Raw genomic sequence first — 20306 nt, 5'->3', positions numbered from 1 at the left:
CACGTGCGTACTGGCAAGGCAAACCGAACCGCAAACCGAACCGCAACGAAAAGGGACGCACACGATCAATGGATCGACGCACTTTCATGCTCACCGGCGCATGGCTCGCGACGGCCGCGGGCGGCGCATGGCCGTGGCTCGCGCAAGCCGCCGCGTGCGCCGACGATGCACGCGCGTTCGCGATCGTCGACTCGACGCTCGAATGCGGCGCGTCGTTCGCACGCTATGCCGCGCATCTTCGCTTGCCGACCTTCGAAACCGGCGACGATGCCGGCGCGCTCTGGTTCACCACACTCGCGCCGCTGCTAGGCGATGGCCGCACCCCGCACGCGCCGCCCGCACTGATCGGCTTCACGCGCGCGTCCGATTACTTCGTCCTGCAACACCTCGCGCTTCGCACGGGCCGCTTCGTCGAGCATCGGCACGAAGCGCGCGCGGGGCTGCATGCTCAACCCGCCCACGTGGCCTTCGCGCTGACGCCGCGCGGCTAGAACTTATAGTTCTTGTTCTTCGGATCGAAGGTCGAAGCGTCGAAGGTCTTCGGCGTGATGCTCTCGAACACGATCTGCTCGAACAGCTTGCCGTCGTTGTCGTAAGACTCGACGCTGCGAAAGAACGGATGCCGCAGATCGAGCCCGAGCGTTTCCTTTTTCGCGTAGAACTGCGGCTGGCCGACCGGCGTTTCGAACGTGAACGCGACGACGCGCACGCCGTCGATCGTCTTCACTTCGATCTGCGTCGAACGCGGCAAGCCGGCCTCGGCGTATTTTTTTCCTTCGCTCAGGTATTGATCGGCGACGTACTCGGTGCCGAGATCGCGTACGGTGTGATTCGATTGCGAGCGTGCGAGCACGCCGGTCAGCGAGGTCCACAAGGGAATCACGCTCATGACGCCGCCGAGGTGGCCGTACGTTTCGTCGCTGCGCTTCGATTCGTCGTAGATGATTTCCTGTCCCGCGTGCGCGCCGTCGGGCAGCCACTTCGCGTAGATGCGCAGCGGGTCGTGCGCGACCCGCACGAGCATGTGATCGGATTTGTTGGGCCATATGCCGCGAATGCGTTCGGAGCGCGACATCGTGAACTCGTACGATGGATAGCCGTTCGGCCCCTCCTTGATATAGCGCGGCAGCGTCAGCGGATCCAGCGACTGGAACAGCGCGACCAGTTGCGCGTCGTCGAGTTGTTCGAGCGCGCCGCTTTGCTGGGCGGCGCGCAGCCATTTGACCTGCCGGTCGAGCGTCAGCTTGCCGACCTGAGCGGCCGGCGTGGTGGGCGGCTTGACGACGCTCGCGGCGTCGAGCGGGGGCGGGCGGTCGTCATTCTGCGCGAAGGCCGCCGGCATCGACAGCAGGGTGGTCGCGACGAGCAGCGCACCCGGCAGCAAGCATTGCCGCCGGCGATGCGAACGGGCGGACAGGCGATGCTTCATGAATTTCTCCAGAAAGTGACGCAGCCGCTCATGCAACGTGCAAGGCAGAAAGGAAAAAGCGAAGCAACACAGCAATAACGCTTCGAAGCAACGCTTATTCCCGTCAGGCAGACTTCTGCTTCGCGAGTTCCTCGTCGCGCAACGCGCGGCGCAGAATTTTGCCGACGTTGGTTTGCGGCAGCTCGTCGCGGAACTCGATGAGCTTCGGCACCTTGTAGCCAGTCAGATTCTTGCGGCAGTACGCGATCACCTGCTCGGCAGTCAGTGTCGGCGTGCGCCGCACGATGAAGACCTTCACGCGCTCGCCCTGCACGGCATCGGGCACACCGATCGCGGCGACTTCGCGCACGTCCGGATGCGCGGCGATCACGTCCTCGATTTCGTTCGGATACACGTTGAAGCCCGACACGAGGATCATGTCCTTCTTGCGATCGATCAGACGGATAAAGCCGCGCGAGTCCATCACGCCGATGTCGCCGGTCGCGAGCCAGCCGTCGTCGTCGATCACCCTGGCGGTTTCCTCGGGGCGGTTCCAGTAGCCCTTCATCACCTGCGGACCCTTCACGCACAGTTCGCCCGCCTCGCCGATATTGGCCCAGCGGCCGTCGTCTTTCCTGAAGCGCACCTGCGTGGACGGCGCGGGCAAACCGATCGAGCCTTCGAAGTCGCGCAGGTTGGTCAGATCGACCGGATTCATCGATACGATCGGCGAACACTCGGTGAGCCCGTAGCCCTCGACGATCGGCTTGCCCGTCACCGCCTTGAAGCGCTCGGCGACGGCTTTCTGCGTCGCCATGCCGCCCGCCATCGCGAGTTTCAGGTCGGAAAAGTCGCGCTGGCAGAATTCCTCGTTGTCGAGGAACGCGTTATAGAGCGTGTTGACCGCGGTCATGCTGGTGAATTTTTCGTGACGGATGATCATCATCACGCGCTTCATGTCGCGCGGATTCGCGATCAGGATGTTGCGCCCGCCGAGCCCCATGAAGATCAGCGCGTTCACGGTCAGCGAGTAGATGTGATAAAGCGGCAGCGGCGTGAGCACCGTTTCGACTTCGCCGGACAACTGCCCCGCGGCCCACGCCTTCGCCTGCAACAGATTGGCGATGATGTTCCGGTGCGTGAGCATCGCGCCTTTCGCGACGCCGGTCGTGCCGCCCGTGTATTGCAGGAACGCGATGTCTTGGTGGCTCGCGCGCACCGGCGTGTGCGGCAGCGAATAACCGGCCGAAAGCGCTTTCAGGAGCGGCACCGCCTGCGGCAGCCTGAAGGCGGGCACCATCTTCTTCACATGACGCAGCATGAAGTTGAGCAGGTGTCCCTTCAGGTTCGCGCCGTCCGCGAGCAGATCGCCGAGGCCGGTCACGATCACGTTGCGCACCTTGGTGCCGGGCAGCGCATCTTCGAGCGTCTTCGCGAAGTTCTCGAACACGACGATGGTCTGCGCGCCGCTGTCCTTTAGCTGATGCGCGAGTTCGCGCACCGTGTAGAGCGGATTCACGTTGACGACCACCGCGCCCGCCTTGATCGTGCCGAACAGCGCGACCGGATACTGGAACGTGTTCGGCAGCATGATCGCGACGCGCTCGCCCGGTTTCACGCCGATGCTTTGCAGGTACGCCGCGAACGCGCTTGCCTTGCGGCCCAGCTCGCCGTACGTCAGGTTCGCGCCGACGCTCACATACGCAACGCGCTCGCGGAACTGCGCGGTGCATTCGTCGAAGAACTGATCGATCGACTCGTATTGCGTGACGTCGATGTCGCGCGGCACGTCGTCCGGGTAGGACGCGTACCAGATGCCGTCGGTGTTCGGTGCGCGCGCGCTGCCTGCGTCCGGCACGTGCAACGGCGCTTGGGTGGGCTCGGTCATCGGTTGTCTCCTGAAGTGTTGGTATCCGCTGCCGCGCTAGCGTTCCACGATCGCGACGACCCCCTGGCCGCCCGCCGCGCAGATCGAGATCAGCCCGCGTGCGCTGCCGGCCGGCTTGTCGAGCTGCGCGAGCATCTTCGCGAGCGCGGCGACGATCCGTCCGCCCGTCGCCGCGAACGGATGGCCGGTCGCGAGCGAGCCGCCATTCACGTTGAGCTTCGCGCGATCGATCGCGCCGAGCGCGCCGGCGAGGCCAAGCTGCGTGCGGCAATATTCGTCATCCTGCCATGCCGCGAGCGTGCACAACACCTGGGCCGCGAACGCTTCGTGGATCTCATAGAAATCGAAGTCCTGCAACGCGAGTCCGGCGCGCGCGAGCATGCGCGGCACCGCGTAGGCGGGCGCCATCAACAGGCCTTCCCGCTTGTCGAAAAAGTCGACCGCCGCGGTTTCCGACCAGCTCAGATACGCGAGCACCGACAGGCCGCGCTCGGCCGCCCACGCTTCGCTCGCGAGCAGCACCGCGGACGCGCCGTCGGTCAGCGGCGTCGAATTGCCGGCGGTCAGCGTGCCGGCGTCGCGGTCGAACACCGGCTTCAGACTCGACAGCTTTTCGAGCGACAGGTCGGCGCGCAGGTTGTTGTCGCGCGCGAGGCCTTTGTACGGCGTCATCAGATCGTTGACGAAGCCGCGCGCGTAAGCATCGGCGAGCTTGCGATGGCTCTCGAACGCGAGCACGTCCTGCGCCTCGCGCGAAATGTTCCAGCGCTTGGCCATCAGCTCGCAATGCTCGCCCATCGACAGCCCCGTGCGCGGCTCGACGTTGCGCGGCAACAGCGGCTTGAAGAACATGCCGGGCCGCAGCCTGCTGAACGCGGCGATACGCTCGCCCGTGCTCCTGCCGCGATTCGCTTCGAGCAGGATCTTGCGCATGCGCTCGTTGACGCCGATCGGCGCGTCGGAGGTGGTATCGACGCCGCCCGCGATGCCCGCGTCGATCTGCCCGAGCGCGATCTTGCCGGCGACGAGGAGCGCGGCTTCGAGGCCGGTGCCGCAGGCCTGCTGCACGTCGTAGGCGGGGGTTTCCTTCGCGAGCGTGGTGGACAGCACGGACTCGCGCGTCAGGTTGAAGTCGCGCGAGTGCTTGATCACCGCGCCCGCCGCGACTTCGCCCAGACGCACGCCGTGCAGGTCGTAGCGATCGATCAGCCCTTGCAGCGTGAACGTCAGCATGTCCTGATTCGATGCGCTCGCATACGCGGTGTTCGAGCGGGCAAACGGAATCCGGTTGCCCCCGACGATGGCGACGCGGCGCACGGCGGGTTGCGGGTGGGACATGCTCGGCTCCTTTGGGTCGTTCCCAGATTATTGGTCGATGCACACGCTGCACACGCTGCGAACGGCGCGCTCACACCTCACAGCAGCCGCCACTGCATGCGCCCGCGCAAATGCGGCTTCTCCCCGGCAATATCGCGCACCTCGAGATCGCGCTCGATCAACGACGGCGACGCGCTCCACAGCGACGCTTCGCCCGGCAGCAGCATCGGCACCTTGAACTCGGCGGCGAGCGTCGCTTCGGCGAGCGGCTTGGGCGGCTGCAGCGACGACGCGGCGCGCGCAAGCGTCCACATGCCGTGCGCGATCGCGCGCGGAAAGCCGAACGCCTTCGCCGACAACGCACTCATGTGGATCGGGTTGTAGTCGCCCGACACGCTCGCGTAATCGCGGCCCAGTTGCGGCGCGAGCTGCCAGCGCGCGATCCGCTGCAACCGCTCGGGGCCGAGCGTCAGCGCTTCGAGCGGATAGCCGAGCGCCGGCACCGCGCGCTTCAGATAAACGCTGTCGCCGTCCCACACCGCCTCGCCGCGTCGATAGATGCGGGTATGCACGACGAACGCCTGGCCCTTGTCGTGACGCAGCAGCGCGCCGAATTCGACCTCGATGCGCAACAGGTCCTTGTACGCGAGCGGCCGGCGCAGCCGCACGTGATTGGCCAGATGCACGAGGCCGAGCGCGGGCCATGGAAACGCGGGGTCGGTCAGCATCAGCAGATGCAACGGAAACGCCAGCAGATGCGGGTAGGTGAGCGGCACGCCGTGCTCGGGGATGAAGCCGCATACGCGCGCATAGCGCCACACGGGGCCGGGCTCGAGCGCGACGGCGGGGCGCACGAGCCGCAACGGCGGCAGCCGCGAGTCGCGGCCGCGCTTGACGATGCCCGTCAGCGCGCGCCCGTACAGCTTCGCCGGCGCGGGCAGCGTGTCGATGACGACGGTTTTCGGCCGCGCGCCGTCGCCGCCCGGCGCGGGCGCGAGATGACGGCTGCCGAACGGATCACGCGGTTCGTCCATGCCCATGCTCCCGTTCAGGCGCCGATCAGGCTTTGACCGCACACGCGCACGACCTGGCCCGTCACGCCGGCCGAGCCCGGATGCGCGAGCCACGCGATGGTTTGCGCGACGTCGACCGGCTGGCCGCCCTGGCTCATCGAGTTCATGCGGCGGCCGGCCTCGCGGATCGCGAGCGGAATCTTCGCGGTCATCTGCGTTTCGATGAAGCCGGGCGCGACCGCGTTGATCGTGATGCCGCGCGCGCGCAGTTGCGGCGCCATGCTCTGCACCCGTCCGATCACGCCGGCCTTCGACGTCGCGTAATTGGTCTGGCCGGGATTGCCCGCGATGCCGCTGATCGACGACACCGCGACGATGCGCCCGCCGTCGCGCAGGATGCCGCCCGCGAGCAGCGCGTCGTCGATGCGCTCCTGCGCGCTCAGGTTGATGTCGATCACGCTTTGCCACGCGGCGCCGGTCATCTTCGCGATGGTCTTGTCCTTCGTAATGCCGGCGTTGTGCACGACGATGTCGACGCCGAGCTCGTCGAGCGCGGCGACGATCTGCGCGGGCGCCTCGGGCGCGGCGATGTCGAACGCGAGCGCGCTGCCGTTCAGCTGTCGCATGGTCGCGTCGAGCGCGTCGCGCGCGGACGGAATGTCGAGGCCGATCACCTGCGCGCCCTCGGCCGCGAGCACGCTCGCGATGGCCGCGCCGATGCCGCGCGCGGCGCCCGTGACGAGCGCGCGCCGGCCGGCGAGCGGCTGGCGCCAGTCGAACGGGAGAGGGTCGTGCGGGCTCGCGCCGTCGCGATTGGCCGAGATTCGCACCACCTGACCCGACACATAGGCCGAGCGCGGCGACAGGAAAAAGCGCAGCGTCGCGTCGACGGCACTTTCAGAGCCGTCCTCGACGTACACGAGATTCGCGGTGATGCCGCGCCGCGCTTCCTTGCCGAGCGAGCGCACGAGCCCTTCGAGCGCGCGCTGGGCGGTCCATTGACGCGGGCCCGCGCAGGCCTCGGGCGGCCGGCCCAGCACGACGATGCGCCCGCACTTGCCGAGCGAGCGCAGCGTGTCGTGGAAAAAGCCGTGCAGCGCTTCGAGCTGACTGCTGTCGTCGATACCGCTCGCGTCGAACAGCAGCGCGGCGAGCTTGCCCGGCGAAGCGGCTTCGGCCGGCTCGAAGCGGCCGGTCATCAAGCCGTGGCGATTGGCGAGCGGCACCCAGAGCCCGGCGCTTTCGTGCGCGACGCTCGTCATGCCGATGCTGGCGATCAGACTCGCGAGCGCGTCGAACAGGCGCGGCTCGCGGCCCGCGCCGATCGCGATCAGACCGTCGAACTCGGGCCGGTCCGCGCGATAGCGCCGCAGCACCTCGGGATTCGGCAGTCCGAGCGAGCGCGCGAGGCGGCCGCCGAACGGCGAGTTGACGAACTTCAGGTAGGAGTCGTTCATGTTATCGGTTGCTCCGCTGGACGCGCCGCCGCCAGCCTCTGGTTTTTTTCAGGGGCGTCGGACGTGTGTCAGTGTGCCTTGAGTTGTGTGACTCGGGTACGGTTTGCCACGCCGCGTCGGTAGTTTATTCTGCGTGAGCGCGCGCGCATCAGGCCGCCTGCTCCAGCGCCTTTTCGAGCGCCTGCTTGCGCTGCTGCAAATTCGCGAGCATGTCGAAATCGGCGGGGAAATCGTCGACCTTGACGACGTGCGCGCCGTAGCGCGCGTAGTCGTCGAGCACGCGCCGCTCGTCCGCGTCGATGAGCCCCTGGCGTTGCGCCGCGTCGGTCCAGGCGGCGAGCTGCGGCAGGCTTTGCGGCAGCGGTTCGAGCAGCCCCTGCTTGACGGCGTCGCGCAGCTTCTGCTCGATTAGCGTGAACTGCGGATTCAGCGCGAACACGAGCTCGCCGTAGCCGAGCGCGTCGACGTCCGGATGCGGCACGTACGAGTCGGCGACGAGCCGCTCGCGCGCGGCGCCGGGCGTTTGCATCAGCTCGGCGATTTCGCTGCCGAGGCGGTCCGACGGCTCGCCATGCGGCAGGCCGAACGGGAACGCGAGCAGCCGCACGAGCGTCGCGGCGGCGCGGTTCGGGTAGTTCGCGAGCACGCCGTCGAGCGCGTGCTGCGCCTTGTATAGCGCATCTTCGACGCCCCAGCGCACGAGCGGCAGGTCGGCCTGCTGACGGCCTTCGTCCTCGAAACGCTTCAATGTCGCCGAGATCAGGAACAGCTGCGACAGCACGTCGCCGAGGCGTGCCGAGATGCGTTCGCGGCGCTTCAGATCGCCGCCGAGCACGAGCATCGACACATCGGCGAGCAATGCGAACACGGTCGACAGTCGGGTCGCCGCGCGATAGTATGCATGGAGCGGCGCGTATGCACGGTGCGGCTTCGCGATCAGCGCGCCGCCGGTGATCCCATACACGGCGCTGCGCAGCACGTTCGACACGGTGAAATTCACGTGACCGAAGAACGCCGCGTCGAATTCGCGCAAGGCCTTCGCCTGATCTGGCTCGTGCGTCGCCGTCATTTCCTTCAACACGTACGGATGGCAGCGAATCGCGCCCTGGCCGAAGATGATCAGGCAGCGCGTCAGGATATTCGCGCCTTCGACGGTGATCGAGATCGGCACCTGTTGATAAGCGCGCGCCAGAAAGTTCGACGGCCCCATGCAGATACCCTTGCCGGCGACCACGTCCATGCCGTCGTTGATGACCATGCGCGCACGCTCGGTGATGTGATACTTGGCGATCGCCGAAATCACGGACGGCTTTTCGCCCAGATCGACCGCCTGCGCGGACAGGCGGCGCGCGGCGTCCATCACGTACAGGTTGCCGCCCATGCGGCCGAGCGCTTCCTGCACGCCCTCGAAGTTGCCGACGGCGGTGCGGAACTGGCGGCGAATCGCGGCATACGCGCCGGTCCCGCGCACCGCGAGCTTCGCCATCCCGACGTTCGACGACGGCAGCGAGATCGCGCGGCCCGCCGCCAGGCACTCCATCAGCATGCGCCAGCCGTTGCCGACCTGCGCGCGTCCGCCGATCACCCAGTCGAGCGGAATGAACACGTCCTTGCCCGAGTTCGGGCCGTTCTGGAACACGGCGTTCAACGGCCAGTGACGGCGGCCGATGTCGACGCCGGGGTGGTCGGTCGGAATCAGCGCGCAGGTGATGCCGGGCTCGTCGTTCGCGCCGAGCAGATGGTCGGGATCGAGCGCGCGGAACGCGAGGCCTAGCACGGTCGCGATCGGCCCGAGCGTGATGTAGCGCTTGTCCCACGTAACACGAAAGCCGAGCGTCTCGCGGCCCTCGTGGATGCCCTGGCAGACGATGCCGACGTCGGGAATCGCGGCGGCGTCGGAACCGGCATACGGGCTCGTCAGCGCGAAGCAGGGGATCTCCTCGCCGCGCGCGAGACGCGGCAGGTAGTGGTTCTTCTGCGCGTCGGTGCCGTAGTGCATCAGCAGCTCGGCGGGGCCGAGCGAGTTCGGCACCATCACCGACACGGCCGCGGCCGAGCAGCGCGTCGCGAGCTTCATGATGACCTGCGAATGCGCGTACGCGGAGAACTGTTTGCCGCCGTACTGCTGCGGAATGATCATGCCGAGAAAGCCGTGCTGCTTGATGAACTGCCACGTTTGCGGCGACAGGTCCTGCCAGACCATCGTGGTGTCCCAGTCGTTCGCGAGGTCGCACAGCTGCTCGCATTCGACCTCGAGAAACGCCTGCTCTTCGGCGCTGAGCGTGGCCGGGCCGTAGCCGAGCAGCGTGTCCCAATGCGGGCGGCCCGAGAACAGCTCGGCGTCCCACCAGACCGTGCCGGCCTCGATCGCATCGCGCTCGGTCGGCGACATCTGCGGCAGGATCTTGCGGAACGTGTCGAGCACCGGTTTCGCGAGCCATGCGCGGCGCAGCGGCTTGAGCGTCAGCACGAGGGCGGGTGGGACGAACACGATCGCGAGCAGGGTCGTCAGCAGCGGGCCAGCCGCGCCGCTCAGGTGCGCGGCCGCGATCCAGACGATCAGCGCGGCGAGCCACCACGAAGCGCGGGCCTGAACGTAGACGAGGGCGAAGGCGGCGATGACGAGCGCCAGGATGAACCACGGCATGACGTTTCCTCCTTGGTCGATCGGAGTTGAGGCTTTAGCCCTTGCTCCGATCGCATCAAAAATCGCATCTGCGTGCGAATGTATCCGCGGGCGCGGCCGGCTCACGTTCTGTCGATCGGTTGTCTGCCTTGTCTGCCTTGCCTGCGGTGATGCAATCGCCGGGCCACGTCGTCAGGCGCTGCGTTGCAGCACATGCCGATAGCTCACGGGCGCCGCCTCGAGATTGCCGCCACGGCTTTCGCCGTCCGACGTGCCGCGGTGCGTCGCGCCCCACGTATCGCATGTCATCGCGCACGAGGTTGCCTCGCTGGTGTCGTGTGGCGCACCGGCGAGCGTGCCTTCCGCGGCGCAGTCGGACGCATCGCCGAGCACCGCGGCGAACGCGGCCAGTTGTGTGCCGTCCGGCAGCGGCGCCTTCAGCGCGGCGACCATCAGCGACGCAAGACGCGCGATCAGTTGCAGATCGTTCATCGACTTGCCTTGCGAGAACTCGGCAATCAGGCTGTCGGTATCGGTGCCGGCGAGTACGCCCGACAGCGCGCCGATCGCGAAGTGCAGCCGCCAGCCGAGCTCCTCGCGCGGCAGATGCGGCAGCGCGCGCTGGAACGCGTCGAAGAAGCGCATGGCCACCGACTCGTAATGCGCGTTCAGAAAGTCACGGATGAACGCCGACGGATCGGTGTAGGCGCGCCCGAGCAGACGAAGAAACGCTTTGCCGCCGACCCGCGGATCGCGCGACAGACGCAGCGCCGGAATGAACATCGCGCCGAGCACGTGCTCGCAGGTCAGGCGCGCGCCGAGCATCGCGTCGAAGCGGTCGAGCAGCTTCAGGCGCTCCTGGTTCAGCTGATCGAGCCGGCGCGACAGCATCGAGTGAATCAGCGATTCCTTGCTGCCGAAGTGATAGTTGACCGCCGCGAGATTGACTTCGGCGCGCGAAGTGATCTGGCGCAGCGACATCGCCTCATAGCCGCATTCGATGAACAGCGTCTCCGCGGCGTCGAGAATGCGCGACTTCGTATCGCCGGCATGCCGGCCTGTTGTGCGAACTGCCATGTTGCGTCTCCCAGTTGCCGGCGTTGCCGGCTCGCAAACAAGCGATTCAAGTTGATATTTGAAACGACCGTTTTTTTTAGGATAAGAAAGGAGGGTCGGTGCGATCAAGTGGACAGGCTGGACTAACTCCTCTAGAAGATCTGACGAAATTTGTGCTTGCGCGTTGTGCTTGCAATGCGCGGCGCGTGATGCCCCACGGAAAACAAAAAGGCCGTTCCGAACGAATCGGAACGGCCTCGCATTGCGTTGCGATGCAATCTGGCCTCGCGCTCGACCGGGTTCACCCGGCTTCGACGCGTCGAAGCAAATTAGCGTCGTGCGTCAGAACGCATCGGCACGACAGGCGCTCGGGTCGAACGCTCGAGCCGTCAAACGCGCTGTCCTCCGACCGCGCCGCCCGTCGAGCCCGCGCCGGCGGCTTCACGCGCGGACTGCGTCATATCGATGCCGCGGCGCTCGCGGCTGAACGGAATCAGCGCGCAGATCACGATCACGACGATGCCGATCACGACCGCCATCACGAGCGCGTAGTCGTTGTTGTGCAGTTCGGCGACTTTCGATTGCAGCGGACCGTTGACCGAGGCGATCAGATTGCCCAGCTGATACACGAGACCGGGGAAGGTCGCGCGGATTTCATCGGGCGAGATTTCGTTCAGGTGCACCGGAATCACGCCCCAGGCCCCTTGCACCGAGATCTGCATCAGGAACGCGCCGAGCGCGAGCAGCACCGGCGTGGTCGAGAAGGCCCACACCGGCAGCACCGGCAGCGCGATCAGCGCGGCGATGAAGATCGCGCGCTTGCGGCCGATCTTCTCCGACACCCAGCCGAAGAACAGACCGCCGCAGATCGCGCCGATGTTCAGCGTGATCGTGATCAGCGACACCGTGTGCGCGTCGAACTTGTGCTGTACGCGCAGGAAGGTCGGATACAGATCCTGCGAGCCGTGCGAGAAGAAGTTGAACGCCGTCATCAGGACGATCGCGTAGAGCGACAGGCCGATGTTCTGCCTGAGCGTTGCGACGAGGCCAGGACGGACCTTCTTTTCGAGCGTCTGGAACGCGGGCGACTCCGGCACGTGCGCGCGAATGTACAGCACGAGCAGCGCGGGCAGCACGCCGACGAAGAACATGCCGCGCCAGCCGATGTATTGATAGAACACGCCGAACACGATCGACGCGAGCAGGTAGCCGCTCGGATAACCGGCTTGCAGCAGACCCGAGACGATGCCGCGCGATTTCGGCGGCACGGTTTCCATGGTCAGCGCGCCACCCACACCCCATTCGCCGCCCATCGCGATACCGAACAGCGCGCGCAGCACGAGCAGCGTCATCAGGTTGGGCGACAGACCGGACAGCAGTTCGAGCAACGAGAAGCACGCGATGTTGACCATCAGCGTCGGACGGCGGCCGTACTTGTCGGCGAGCCAGCCGAAAATCAATGCGCCGAGCGGGCGCATCATCAAGGTCAGCATGATCGCGACCGCGACCGACGGAATGTCCGTATTGAATTCCTGCGCGATATCTTTCAATACGAACACCATCAGAAAGAAATCGAATGCGTCGAGGGTCCAGCCTAGATAGGCGGCGATCGTGACGTTTCTCTGTTCCCGGGTCCAGCTCATTGGTTGTTCTCCTGAGTCTCCACAAACCCGCGTTCGACCGCGGGCGGCATCGTCGCCCTTGCGCCTTATGGCAAGCGCTTGCCGGCCAGTGTACGCCGAGCATTAAGCGTCTGCATGGTTCAAGCCGCTTTTCTCCGTGTTAATCCGGACAGCAATTTTCGTGCTGAATTCTCAGTGCATGTTTAATGTCGGGTAAATGTAATTAGCCGTTCGATTTATCGCTCTTTTTGTAATGTTTATAGCAACTCTCCAGAGCCATTTTTCAGCAAGTTTATGGCAATGGCGTTTTGACGGGGCGGCCGCTCCCGGTTCGCGCGCCGCATCGAACGTTCAGGTACAGTTACTTAGCTAACTTATCGACATATCGCTATGTCCGTGACGCCAACGCCTTCGTTGCTCGACGAGACGCTCGACGCTGTCGCGCGTCGGTTTCGCCTGCCGGCGCTCGCGGCCGTCTGCGTACCGACGCAGCAGGCGAGTCCGGCCACCGTGCTCGCGCTCGCGATCGAGCGGGCTCGCGAGGCGTGCGCGCGTGGCGAAGAGCCGGATGCGGCGAACCAGCGCTTCTTCATCGAGGCGCTCGCGCGGATGATTCGGGAGGCGATGCGCGAGGAAGCCGGCGACCCGGTGTTTCAGGCGATGCTGCTGAGGCATCGCAGCGCGGTGGTGCGCGAGTACGCGTCGCTGGCCGCGCACGCGAGCGTCGATCGCCGGCTGATCTACGCGGCCGTCAATGCGATCGCTCATCCGGCCAAACAGCAGCGGCTGCTACCCGGCCCGCAACGCGACGCGCTGGCGCGCCTGCACGCGCTGGCGTTCGCCGAAGCGTGGCCCGAACTGGCCGAAGCGGTGCAGGCTTGCATCGATATGCCGGAAATCGCGCACGACGCGGCGCTGCAACGCGGCCTCGCGCAATTGCTGCCGAGTGCCGCGTTGCAGCGCTTGCAGCGGCTTCACGCGCTCACCTTCGACGAGCGCGTGCGTGACTACCAGACGCTGTGGGATCGCCAGGGGCCGCGCCCGGGAAGCTCGACCGCCGTCGCGCGAGGCTTGAGTTCGAAGCAGCGCGGCGCCGCGGTCGAAGCGTCGGCCGCCGATGCGCTCGAAGCACTCGCACAGCGCCTCAACGATGCGCAGGGTGGGGCCGCCACGTACCGTGTCGTGAACTCGATGCGCGTGCCGGCCGCGATACCCGCAAGCCACGAGCGCGCGAAAACCGAATGGGACGTGGTGCTGCTGCGTCAGGCGAGACCCCCGGCCGACGCGGCGGCGTGGGACGTGTGCCTGCTGGTCGAAGCGAAGGCCTCGGTCGACGCGGCCACCACCGATCTGCCGCGGCTCGTGCGCGGACTGACGCTGCTCGCGCACGCGGATCCGCACACCGTCTACTCGTTCCGCACGCAGCAGGGGACGGTGCGTCTGAGCGGCGCGTCGCTGGCCGCGCTGACGAGCGACCGGGCCGGTCTGCGCAGGACCGTGCTCTATTGCTGCGACGCACCGGTCGAAGCGGCGCCGCGGGTGCTGAGTCCCGCGAGCCGGATGCAGTTGCTGTCGGCCCACGCCAGCCTCGATTTCGCGGGCGCACTGGCGCACGGCCGCGACGCCGATTGCGCGGACCTGGAACCGGTGTGGCGTCAGTTGCTCGAGTCGCCGAGATGGCGGACCGTGCTCGACCAGTACGCGACGCTGCGCGAGGTGCGCGAATTGATGGTTCATCCGGACGATTTGCGCGCCGCGGTCGGCATCGCGGACGCCAGACGCTTGAGCGCGGCGCGCTAGGCCACGTCATGGCTCCCGGTGCCGACGAATTAGCGAGCCGTCCAGCCAAAAAGACGGATTACGCGCGCGAGAACCAGTCGCTGTTGCGGCTCGCGCGCGCGCAAACCGGTTCGCGTGAAGACCTGCTTAACGCGATTGCACGCGAGGCGCTGGCTTTATGCTGCGCGGGAAGCGCTGGCATCAGTCTGGTGGAGGGGGTAGCCGACAGCCGGTGCTTCCGCTGGCTCGAGGTGGCAGGCCTTTGTTCCGGTCTGCACCCGGGTCACGTTGCGTTTGCCGATACGGCGAACGCCGCCGCGAGCGGCGCCTGGCGAATCCATCGACAAAGGTAGCGAGTCGAGACCGCTGCGCATCGTGCTGGTGGACGACAACGTCGACGCGTTGCACGTTCTGTGCGTGCTGCTCGACCTCGAGGATTATCGCGTGTCGGCGGTCGACAATGGTCGCGCGGCCATCGAGCTGATCTCGCGAACCAGGCCGGAACTCGCCATCGTCGACGTGGCGATGCCCGTGATGGACGGCTTCGAGGTGGCACGCAGAATTCGCGCGAACCCTGAACTGAACGGGACGATACTCGTCGCGCTGACCGGCTATTCGTCGGATTCGGACCGCAGCCAGGCGCTTGCCGCCGGCTTCGATCATCATCTGAGCAAGCCGTGGTCGCTGGAGAAGCTGCGGGACCTGCTGGCGAATTCGACGCAACAGCCGGCTCGCGGCGATCGGTGACGGGCCGCCCGCACGTTCAGGCTGTCAGGTCGTTCGGGAGCGCTTTTTGACGACTCCGCGAACCGCGTGCGGTTCTTCAGGCCTGCTAGACTGGAAGTTCCCCTGCAAGCCATGGAGGGAGACATGACGACCGTCTACGTCGTGAAGACCGGCGAGAAATTCCTCTGCACCGCGGAGGACGGCGATATCGGCATGGCACCGGAAATTAAGGAAGCCACGTCGTTTCTGTCCTATGAGGAAGCGAACAAGGTCGCGCACGAAAACGCCGATCCCGGATACGAAATCCTGACCGTCGACGTCAAGAAGCGCTGATGAGGTGTTCGCTGCTCGCGCCCCGGCGCTCAGCGAAAGAGGGCTGATAATTCAGCAGGCGCCATGCGATATGGCGCGCGGGTGGGCTGTGTCCGAAATCAATTGAGAAGCCCATTCGTAATCGCAACCAGGTTCGTGATTTTCTTCTGCAGCGCGTTGTCGAGAACGCGCATAGCAAGGCGTTTCACGCCGTCCCAGGCAGGGAAGCCAAGCTTTGCATCGTTGAGTTGGTCAGGCGAGCAAGTTCAGGATCCGCCAAAGAACACCGGCTTCATCCCACTCGTGCCGGCCGGATGGCCCATTTGCTGCGTACCGCTCATCGCAGGGCCGTAGCCGCTGCTCTGGCCTGCGGCACTGGCGCTGGTGGTCGGCATATAGGTAGGAAAGTCGACGGTATTCGCATTGGCCGGATTGAAGCCGGCCTGCTCGAGCTGTGCAATCTCTGCCTGCACTTGTGCGTGCGTCAGCCCGCCGTCCGATTGCGCCAACGATGCAATCGGGAAAGCCATGACGGCGACCGCGCAAGCTGTGTGGACTAACGTCTTCATGATGGCCCACCTCCTGGTTGATGACTCCGGCTGAGACGCGATTCACTTTTCGCGGCTCAGCTGATCAAAGAGTAGGTGAGGAACCGCACGGTAGCCGCTTATTTTTTGTGATAACGAGTTCGTTCATCAGCGTCAAAAAACTCAGGTGCGCGTAATCGAAGCCCCACCGTCGATCAGCGAGATACCCGCGCTGGCGCCCGTGACGATAGCAACTTTTCCTGTCAAGCGTTGCATGTTCAATCTCCGGTTTGATCATCGGCCGATGCCCAATGCGTCGGTCCGTTGAGACGAACTACAAGTTTTCGTTCTTGAGACAGAAAGACCAAAAACATGGCCACATCATTCGGTTTTTATGAATGCTAGATGCAAGGCAAAATCTTCGAAGACGTCGACGAAACGGAAGGGACTCTCGTGTCGACGCAATCGGTTTTCTGGTCGACGCGTTTTCCGTCGTGCGACCGTGGGACAGGACGCGAAGGGGACGACTGACGTGTCTCGGGATTGCGGAAACGGGCTTGCCGCGATCGCGGAAGAGGCCGCCGGGCATGGTGCGTTCGATAGCACGATTTAACTGGCATTCGGCCTGTCACCGTTCTTTAATGTGCGATATGGCGCGCCATGCAGGAGACCTTCACAGCCGATGAAAACTGAAAATTGAATCACCGGCACGGTCGCCCTCCAACGAGTTGACGCATTGGCAAGTCTGGATCAGCGATGTCCCGGAACAAGAACCAACGGGAGACATCCGTGAAAACATTGCGTGCCATCGTGGCGGGGCTGATCTGCTGTTCATGCGCAGCCGTGACCTACGCCGCCGACATTACGGGAGCCGGCAGCACCTTCGCCGCTCCTCTCTACATCCGCTGGGCCGCCGACTATCAGAAGTCGGGGGGCAGCAAGGTGATTTATCAGGGCACGGGTTCATCCGATGGGCTCAGGCAGGTCATCGCCCGGGAAGTCGACTTCGCAGGATCGGACGCGCCACTGACCGACGATCAATTGAGCCGCCACGGCTTGCGGCAATTTCCAACCGTGATCGGCGGCGTGGTGCCCGTCGTGAACCTGCCGGGGCTCAAAGCCGGCGAGGTGATGCTGACGGGGCCGGTGATCGCCGAAATCTTTCTCGGCAAGATTCAGTTCTGGGACGACCCCGCCATCGTGCGGCTGAATCCAAAGATCAAGATGCCTAACTACCCGATTGCGGTGGTGCGCCGCCAGGATGGCTCCGGCACGACGCTGATCTGGACTCACTACCTCGCGCAGGTCAGCCCGGAATGGAAGCGCAGGGTCGGCGAGGGTACCAGCGTGCGATGGCCGCTCGGCATCGGCGGCAAAGGCAACGAGGGCATCGCCACGTACGTCGGCTATCTGCCTTGCGCAATCGGCTATGTCGCATGGGATTTCACGAAACAGAACCGCTTGAAGTACGTGGCCATGACCAATGCGGCGGGTAACGTCGTTCAGCCCGGCGCCGCAACCTTCGAGGCCGCGGCGGCGAGCGCCGACTGGTCGGGTTCTCTGTTCCAGTTGCTGACCAACCAGCCGGGCAAGGATGCCTGGCCGGTGATGGGCGCGACCTATGTGCTGCTTCCCGCGATACCGGACAAGCCCGGCCACGACGAAGCCACGCTGAAGTTTTTCGACTGGGCGTTGAGTCATGGCGGACCGACGGTCAGCGCGCTGGACTACATACCGCTGCCGGATCTGGTCGTGACCAGGATCCGCTCACAATGGCCGGCCGATACGGGCGAAAAGGTGGCGCACAAGGCGGTCGCGGTGCCGTGAGCCCAACCGCCCGACGCGTCGTCGCGCGCCGGCGGGTTTGCATGAGCAATGGGCGACTATTCGGGTCGCTGGACAGGCAGGTGCGGGTGACGTGTAGCCGGGGCATGCATATAGGGGCCTACGATGTCCGCGAGCTCGATCAGAGGTTGTCGTCAGGACGAGTGGGGTGAGCTTGTCCTGATCGTGATGAAGACCAGCCTGTCGGTCGCTCACGAGCTCCAATTGCCACCCGACGCCGTGCTCGACTGTGCGGCGAGGTATCTGCAATTCGAGGACTTCCCGAGTTTTGCATCGGCGACGCTCGGCGCCGCGCGCGCGCACGCGTGCTGTTGCCGGCGCGAGGTTCTTCCCCCAGTGGAGGTGGCCTACATCAAGACCCTTGCTGCGCGCGTCGATCTCAACAGGAACGTGCTCGCGCTCATGCCGGCGATGCACACAGTCGAGCTTCAGGACGACGTCGGAGCGCCTGCTCACGCGTGTGACAAGGTCGCCGCGGCCCTTCAGAAGCTGAAAGAAGACGTGCAGCGCGTCTTTTCGCTCGGCGGCAGCGCTTTCAGCAGCGCGGAGATCGAAGGCGCATCGGGCTTCGCCAAGGCGCTCGCGGCGATCATGCCTGCCGACGACGATTCCGACGTCTTCGAGCGCGCGTTTGCCGCGGTTTTGCGTGTGCGATCTTCCTCACGACTCCATCTCGTGCCTGGCGATGCGGAGCCCCTGCTGCGTGTTCAGGGTGTCGATGGACCGCCGACGTCGGTGCATCTGCCGTCCGCGCCGGGTTGATTGATGCAGCGCGTCAAGGGCGCGCCGCATCGGCCGGACAGCCTGCACGTGAGGGCGTTTCCTGGCGGCCAATGCATGACCACATTCGCAGCACTCTGAAAAATCGCGCAATCATGTATTGCGAATGTCGATTTCTCCCACGATCATTCGTCGAAGTCACTGGAGGCGCCATTGCCTCCAGAACATTTTCGTCTTCAAAGGGAAAAACCAAATGCGCGTCATGGTCATCATCAAGGCAACCCCCGAATCGGAAGCCGGGCAAATGCCGAGTACGGAACTCCTCACGGCGATGGGGCAGTACAACGAGCAATTGGTCAAGGCCGGCATCATGCAGGGCGGCGACGGCTTGAGCCGAGTTCGGCAGGCGTTCGAGTGAGGTTCTCAGGGAAGGACCGCATCGTGATTGACGGACCGTTTGCGGAAACCAAGGAATTGATCGCCGGGTACTGGCTCTGGCAAGTTCAATCGATGGACGAAGCGATCGAATGGGTCAAGCGCTGCCCGAATCCGATGGTCAGTGATTCGGAGATCGAGATTCGCCCGTTCTTCGAGCCCGCGGACTTTGGCGAAGCTTTTACGCCCGAGCTTCAGGACGAGGAAAACCGTCTGCGCAAGCAAATCGACGGGCAGATGCGTTGACGATTTTCACCGCATGAGTCTGCGGGGTAAGCCAGGGGAGTCCAACTGCGGCTGTCCGAAACTCGATGCGGGCTTCCGGCGCGTTGTCCGGAAGCCCGATGTGATTTGACGGTCGTCCGCTGAAACCTCGCCACGGGCCGATGATTGCCGTCGCCCGTGGGTGTCGGTCGGCCAACCGTGCGAAGCACCGTCAGTGCGAAGGTATCTGCTCGATTTTGGCGGCGCTCAGGTCGCTCGGGAAGCAATGAGGATGCTCGAAGCCCGTCGGAGATCCGCTGGTTGAATAAACGATGTTATCCGTGTTGTTCGGGCCTTCGCCGCCGGGCACGGTGTCGAGCCCCGCGAGCTTGCGCATGCGATACGCGATCGCATGATCGGCGCAGGCGCTATCGCCGCTCACGCCTAATCCTCCTATCACTTTCCTTCCTGCATAAAGTGCGACGCCTCCGCCGAAGGTAATCACGCCGCCGAGCGTGTGTCCGATGCCGCTGCCCTGTTCGAGGAAGCGCGCGTCAAAAGGATTCGAATTGTTCAGCCCATAAAGGGAGCCGCCAGGTTGGGTGGCCGCGTAGAGGTTTGCCGTCGAGAGCGCGAGTGCATCGTTGCTAAAGCCGTTCGCGGTATAAGCCTTCGCGATGGCGATAGCCCGACTACCGGGCCAGGCATCTCCGGTCACGATCACCGAACAGAGATGTCCCTGCCGATCGACAATGGCCGCCCACATCCGGTTGGGCTTGAAGATCCCGCCATTGGCATCGGACAGATTCACGACCACACGCAACTGCTTTTCCACCCATGCGACCGTACCTTGCGGCAGCGTGCATCGGGCTTGTGGAACGTCATCGTCGCCAGACGCGCGACTTTCATGCGAAAAGGACGCAATGCAAAACGCTGCGACAGCGACGGTGAGCATCTTATTCATGACGATTCTCCTGATGATCGATTTAACAGCGCACACGCTGCGGGCGAGAAGGTGAACAAACGATAGGACAGCCAATGAAATAAACGACTCATGGCTGTTGAATGCGGGTGGCGAATTCCCGGCAACGAACGTATCTCGTTGATCCGGGATTTCGTGTAGATGGTGAAGACCATTATGCAAAGGCGATTGGCCAAAACAGAGTTCCCGTCAGCCACGCAATACGCCAGAATCGTTTGAGCGGTCGTCCGCTGATGACAGGAGCAACCCGCAAATGACGAGGTCATAATCGAACTCGACGCAGGCGAGTCAGGCGACCCATCGCTTGCCAGGGTGCGCTGACGCTTTTGATCGATGTCATGGCGCGGCATATAGTTGTTGGCGCGTGCGAAACACTTTCCCCGGAGATC

The 20306-nt window shown here is 64.7% G+C and carries 17 protein-coding genes and 1 pseudogene; 8 read left to right on the top strand and 10 right to left on the bottom strand.

The window, feature by feature from the left end:
- The first annotated feature begins 68 nt into the window (after window positions 1–68).
- Entirely contained in the window at window positions 69–491 is a 423-nt protein-coding gene (locus EVC45_RS02345; protein ID WP_129956426.1) for a hypothetical protein, read from the top strand.
- Here EVC45_RS02345 and EVC45_RS02340 read toward each other — a convergent pair.
- The 8 genes from EVC45_RS02340 to EVC45_RS02305 form a co-directional block, all read right to left on the bottom strand.
- A complete protein-coding gene (locus EVC45_RS02340; RefSeq protein ID WP_129956425.1) occupies window positions 488–1429 on the bottom strand; it encodes a DUF1571 domain-containing protein in 942 nt (313 codons plus the stop codon). The genes EVC45_RS02345 and EVC45_RS02340 overlap by 4 nt on opposite strands.
- Before the next feature lie 103 nt (window positions 1430–1532).
- The gene (locus EVC45_RS02335) at window positions 1533–3296 is read right to left on the bottom strand and encodes an AMP-binding protein (protein WP_129956424.1); all 1764 of its coding nucleotides are present in this window, start codon (window positions 3294–3296) and stop codon (window positions 1533–1535) included.
- A 36-nt stretch (window positions 3297–3332) separates the two neighbouring features.
- Window positions 3333–4634: an acetyl-CoA C-acetyltransferase gene (locus tag EVC45_RS02330; protein ID WP_129956423.1), complete on the bottom strand. Its 1302-nt coding sequence runs from the start codon at window positions 4632–4634 to the stop codon at window positions 3333–3335.
- A 77-nt stretch (window positions 4635–4711) separates the two neighbouring features.
- A complete protein-coding gene (locus tag EVC45_RS02325) occupies window positions 4712–5647 on the bottom strand; it encodes a MaoC/PaaZ C-terminal domain-containing protein (RefSeq protein WP_129956422.1) in 936 nt (311 codons plus the stop codon).
- 14 nt (window positions 5648–5661) lie between these two features.
- On the bottom strand, window positions 5662–7083 hold the full coding sequence (locus EVC45_RS02320; RefSeq protein WP_129956421.1) for a 3-oxoacyl-ACP reductase: 1422 nt from the start codon (window positions 7081–7083) through the stop codon (window positions 5662–5664).
- A gap of 148 nt (window positions 7084–7231) precedes the next feature.
- Entirely contained in the window at window positions 7232–9730 is a 2499-nt protein-coding gene (locus tag EVC45_RS02315) for an acyl-CoA dehydrogenase (RefSeq protein WP_129956420.1), read from the bottom strand.
- Window positions 9731–9901: 171 nt separating this feature from the next.
- Window positions 9902–10786: a TetR/AcrR family transcriptional regulator gene (locus EVC45_RS02310; protein ID WP_129956419.1), complete on the bottom strand. Its 885-nt coding sequence runs from the start codon at window positions 10784–10786 to the stop codon at window positions 9902–9904.
- 368 nt (window positions 10787–11154) lie between these two features.
- On the bottom strand, window positions 11155–12408 hold the full coding sequence (locus EVC45_RS02305; RefSeq protein ID WP_129956418.1) for an MFS transporter: 1254 nt from the start codon (window positions 12406–12408) through the stop codon (window positions 11155–11157).
- 369 nt (window positions 12409–12777) lie between these two features.
- Between EVC45_RS02305 and EVC45_RS02300 the strand changes: the two genes are divergently transcribed.
- The 4 genes from EVC45_RS02300 to EVC45_RS02290 all read left to right on the top strand — a co-directional run bounded on the left by EVC45_RS02300 (window position 12778) and on the right by EVC45_RS02290 (window position 15225).
- A complete protein-coding gene (locus tag EVC45_RS02300; RefSeq protein WP_129956417.1) occupies window positions 12778–14187 on the top strand; it encodes a 3-deoxy-D-arabino-heptulosonate 7-phosphate synthase in 1410 nt (469 codons plus the stop codon).
- An 8-nt stretch (window positions 14188–14195) separates the two neighbouring features.
- The gene (locus EVC45_RS46565) at window positions 14196–14519 is read left to right on the top strand and encodes a hypothetical protein (protein ID WP_248295013.1); all 324 of its coding nucleotides are present in this window, start codon (window positions 14196–14198) and stop codon (window positions 14517–14519) included.
- A gap of 22 nt (window positions 14520–14541) precedes the next feature.
- Window positions 14542–14913: a response regulator gene (locus tag EVC45_RS46560; RefSeq protein ID WP_248295012.1), complete on the top strand. Its 372-nt coding sequence runs from the start codon at window positions 14542–14544 to the stop codon at window positions 14911–14913.
- 123 nt (window positions 14914–15036) lie between these two features.
- Complete coding sequence (locus tag EVC45_RS02290; protein ID WP_129956416.1) at window positions 15037–15225, top strand: hypothetical protein; 189 nt, start codon at window positions 15037–15039, stop codon at window positions 15223–15225.
- A gap of 245 nt (window positions 15226–15470) precedes the next feature.
- Here EVC45_RS02290 and EVC45_RS02285 read toward each other — a convergent pair whose 3' ends face one another.
- A complete protein-coding gene (locus EVC45_RS02285) occupies window positions 15471–15773 on the bottom strand; it encodes a DUF4148 domain-containing protein (RefSeq protein ID WP_129956415.1) in 303 nt (100 codons plus the stop codon).
- Between the two features lie 747 nt (window positions 15774–16520).
- Between EVC45_RS02285 and pstS the strand changes: the two genes are divergently transcribed.
- From pstS to EVC45_RS02270, 3 genes and pseudogenes are all read left to right on the top strand, one after another.
- Window positions 16521–17558 (top strand): phosphate ABC transporter substrate-binding protein PstS, encoded by a 1038-nt coding sequence (gene pstS / locus EVC45_RS02280; RefSeq protein ID WP_129956414.1) that lies wholly within the window; start codon window positions 16521–16523, stop codon window positions 17556–17558.
- 123 nt (window positions 17559–17681) lie between these two features.
- Window positions 17682–18338 (top strand): hypothetical protein, encoded by a 657-nt coding sequence (locus EVC45_RS02275; RefSeq protein ID WP_129956413.1) that lies wholly within the window; start codon window positions 17682–17684, stop codon window positions 18336–18338.
- 211 nt (window positions 18339–18549) lie between these two features.
- A pseudogene (locus EVC45_RS02270) lies at window positions 18550–18977 on the top strand (YciI family protein).
- 190 nt (window positions 18978–19167) lie between these two features.
- Here the strand turns inward: EVC45_RS02270 and EVC45_RS02265 are convergent.
- Window positions 19168–20079 (bottom strand): heme-binding protein, encoded by a 912-nt coding sequence (locus EVC45_RS02265; RefSeq protein WP_248295011.1) that lies wholly within the window; start codon window positions 20077–20079, stop codon window positions 19168–19170.
- Window positions 20080–20306: the final 227 nt, after the last annotated feature.

Source organism: Paraburkholderia sp. UYCP14C (genome assembly GCF_004197395.1).
GTDB lineage: Bacteria > Pseudomonadota > Gammaproteobacteria > Burkholderiales > Burkholderiaceae > Paraburkholderia.
Note: the sequence above shows the minus strand (reverse complement) of the source record. Positions and strands in the feature narration are given on the sequence as shown.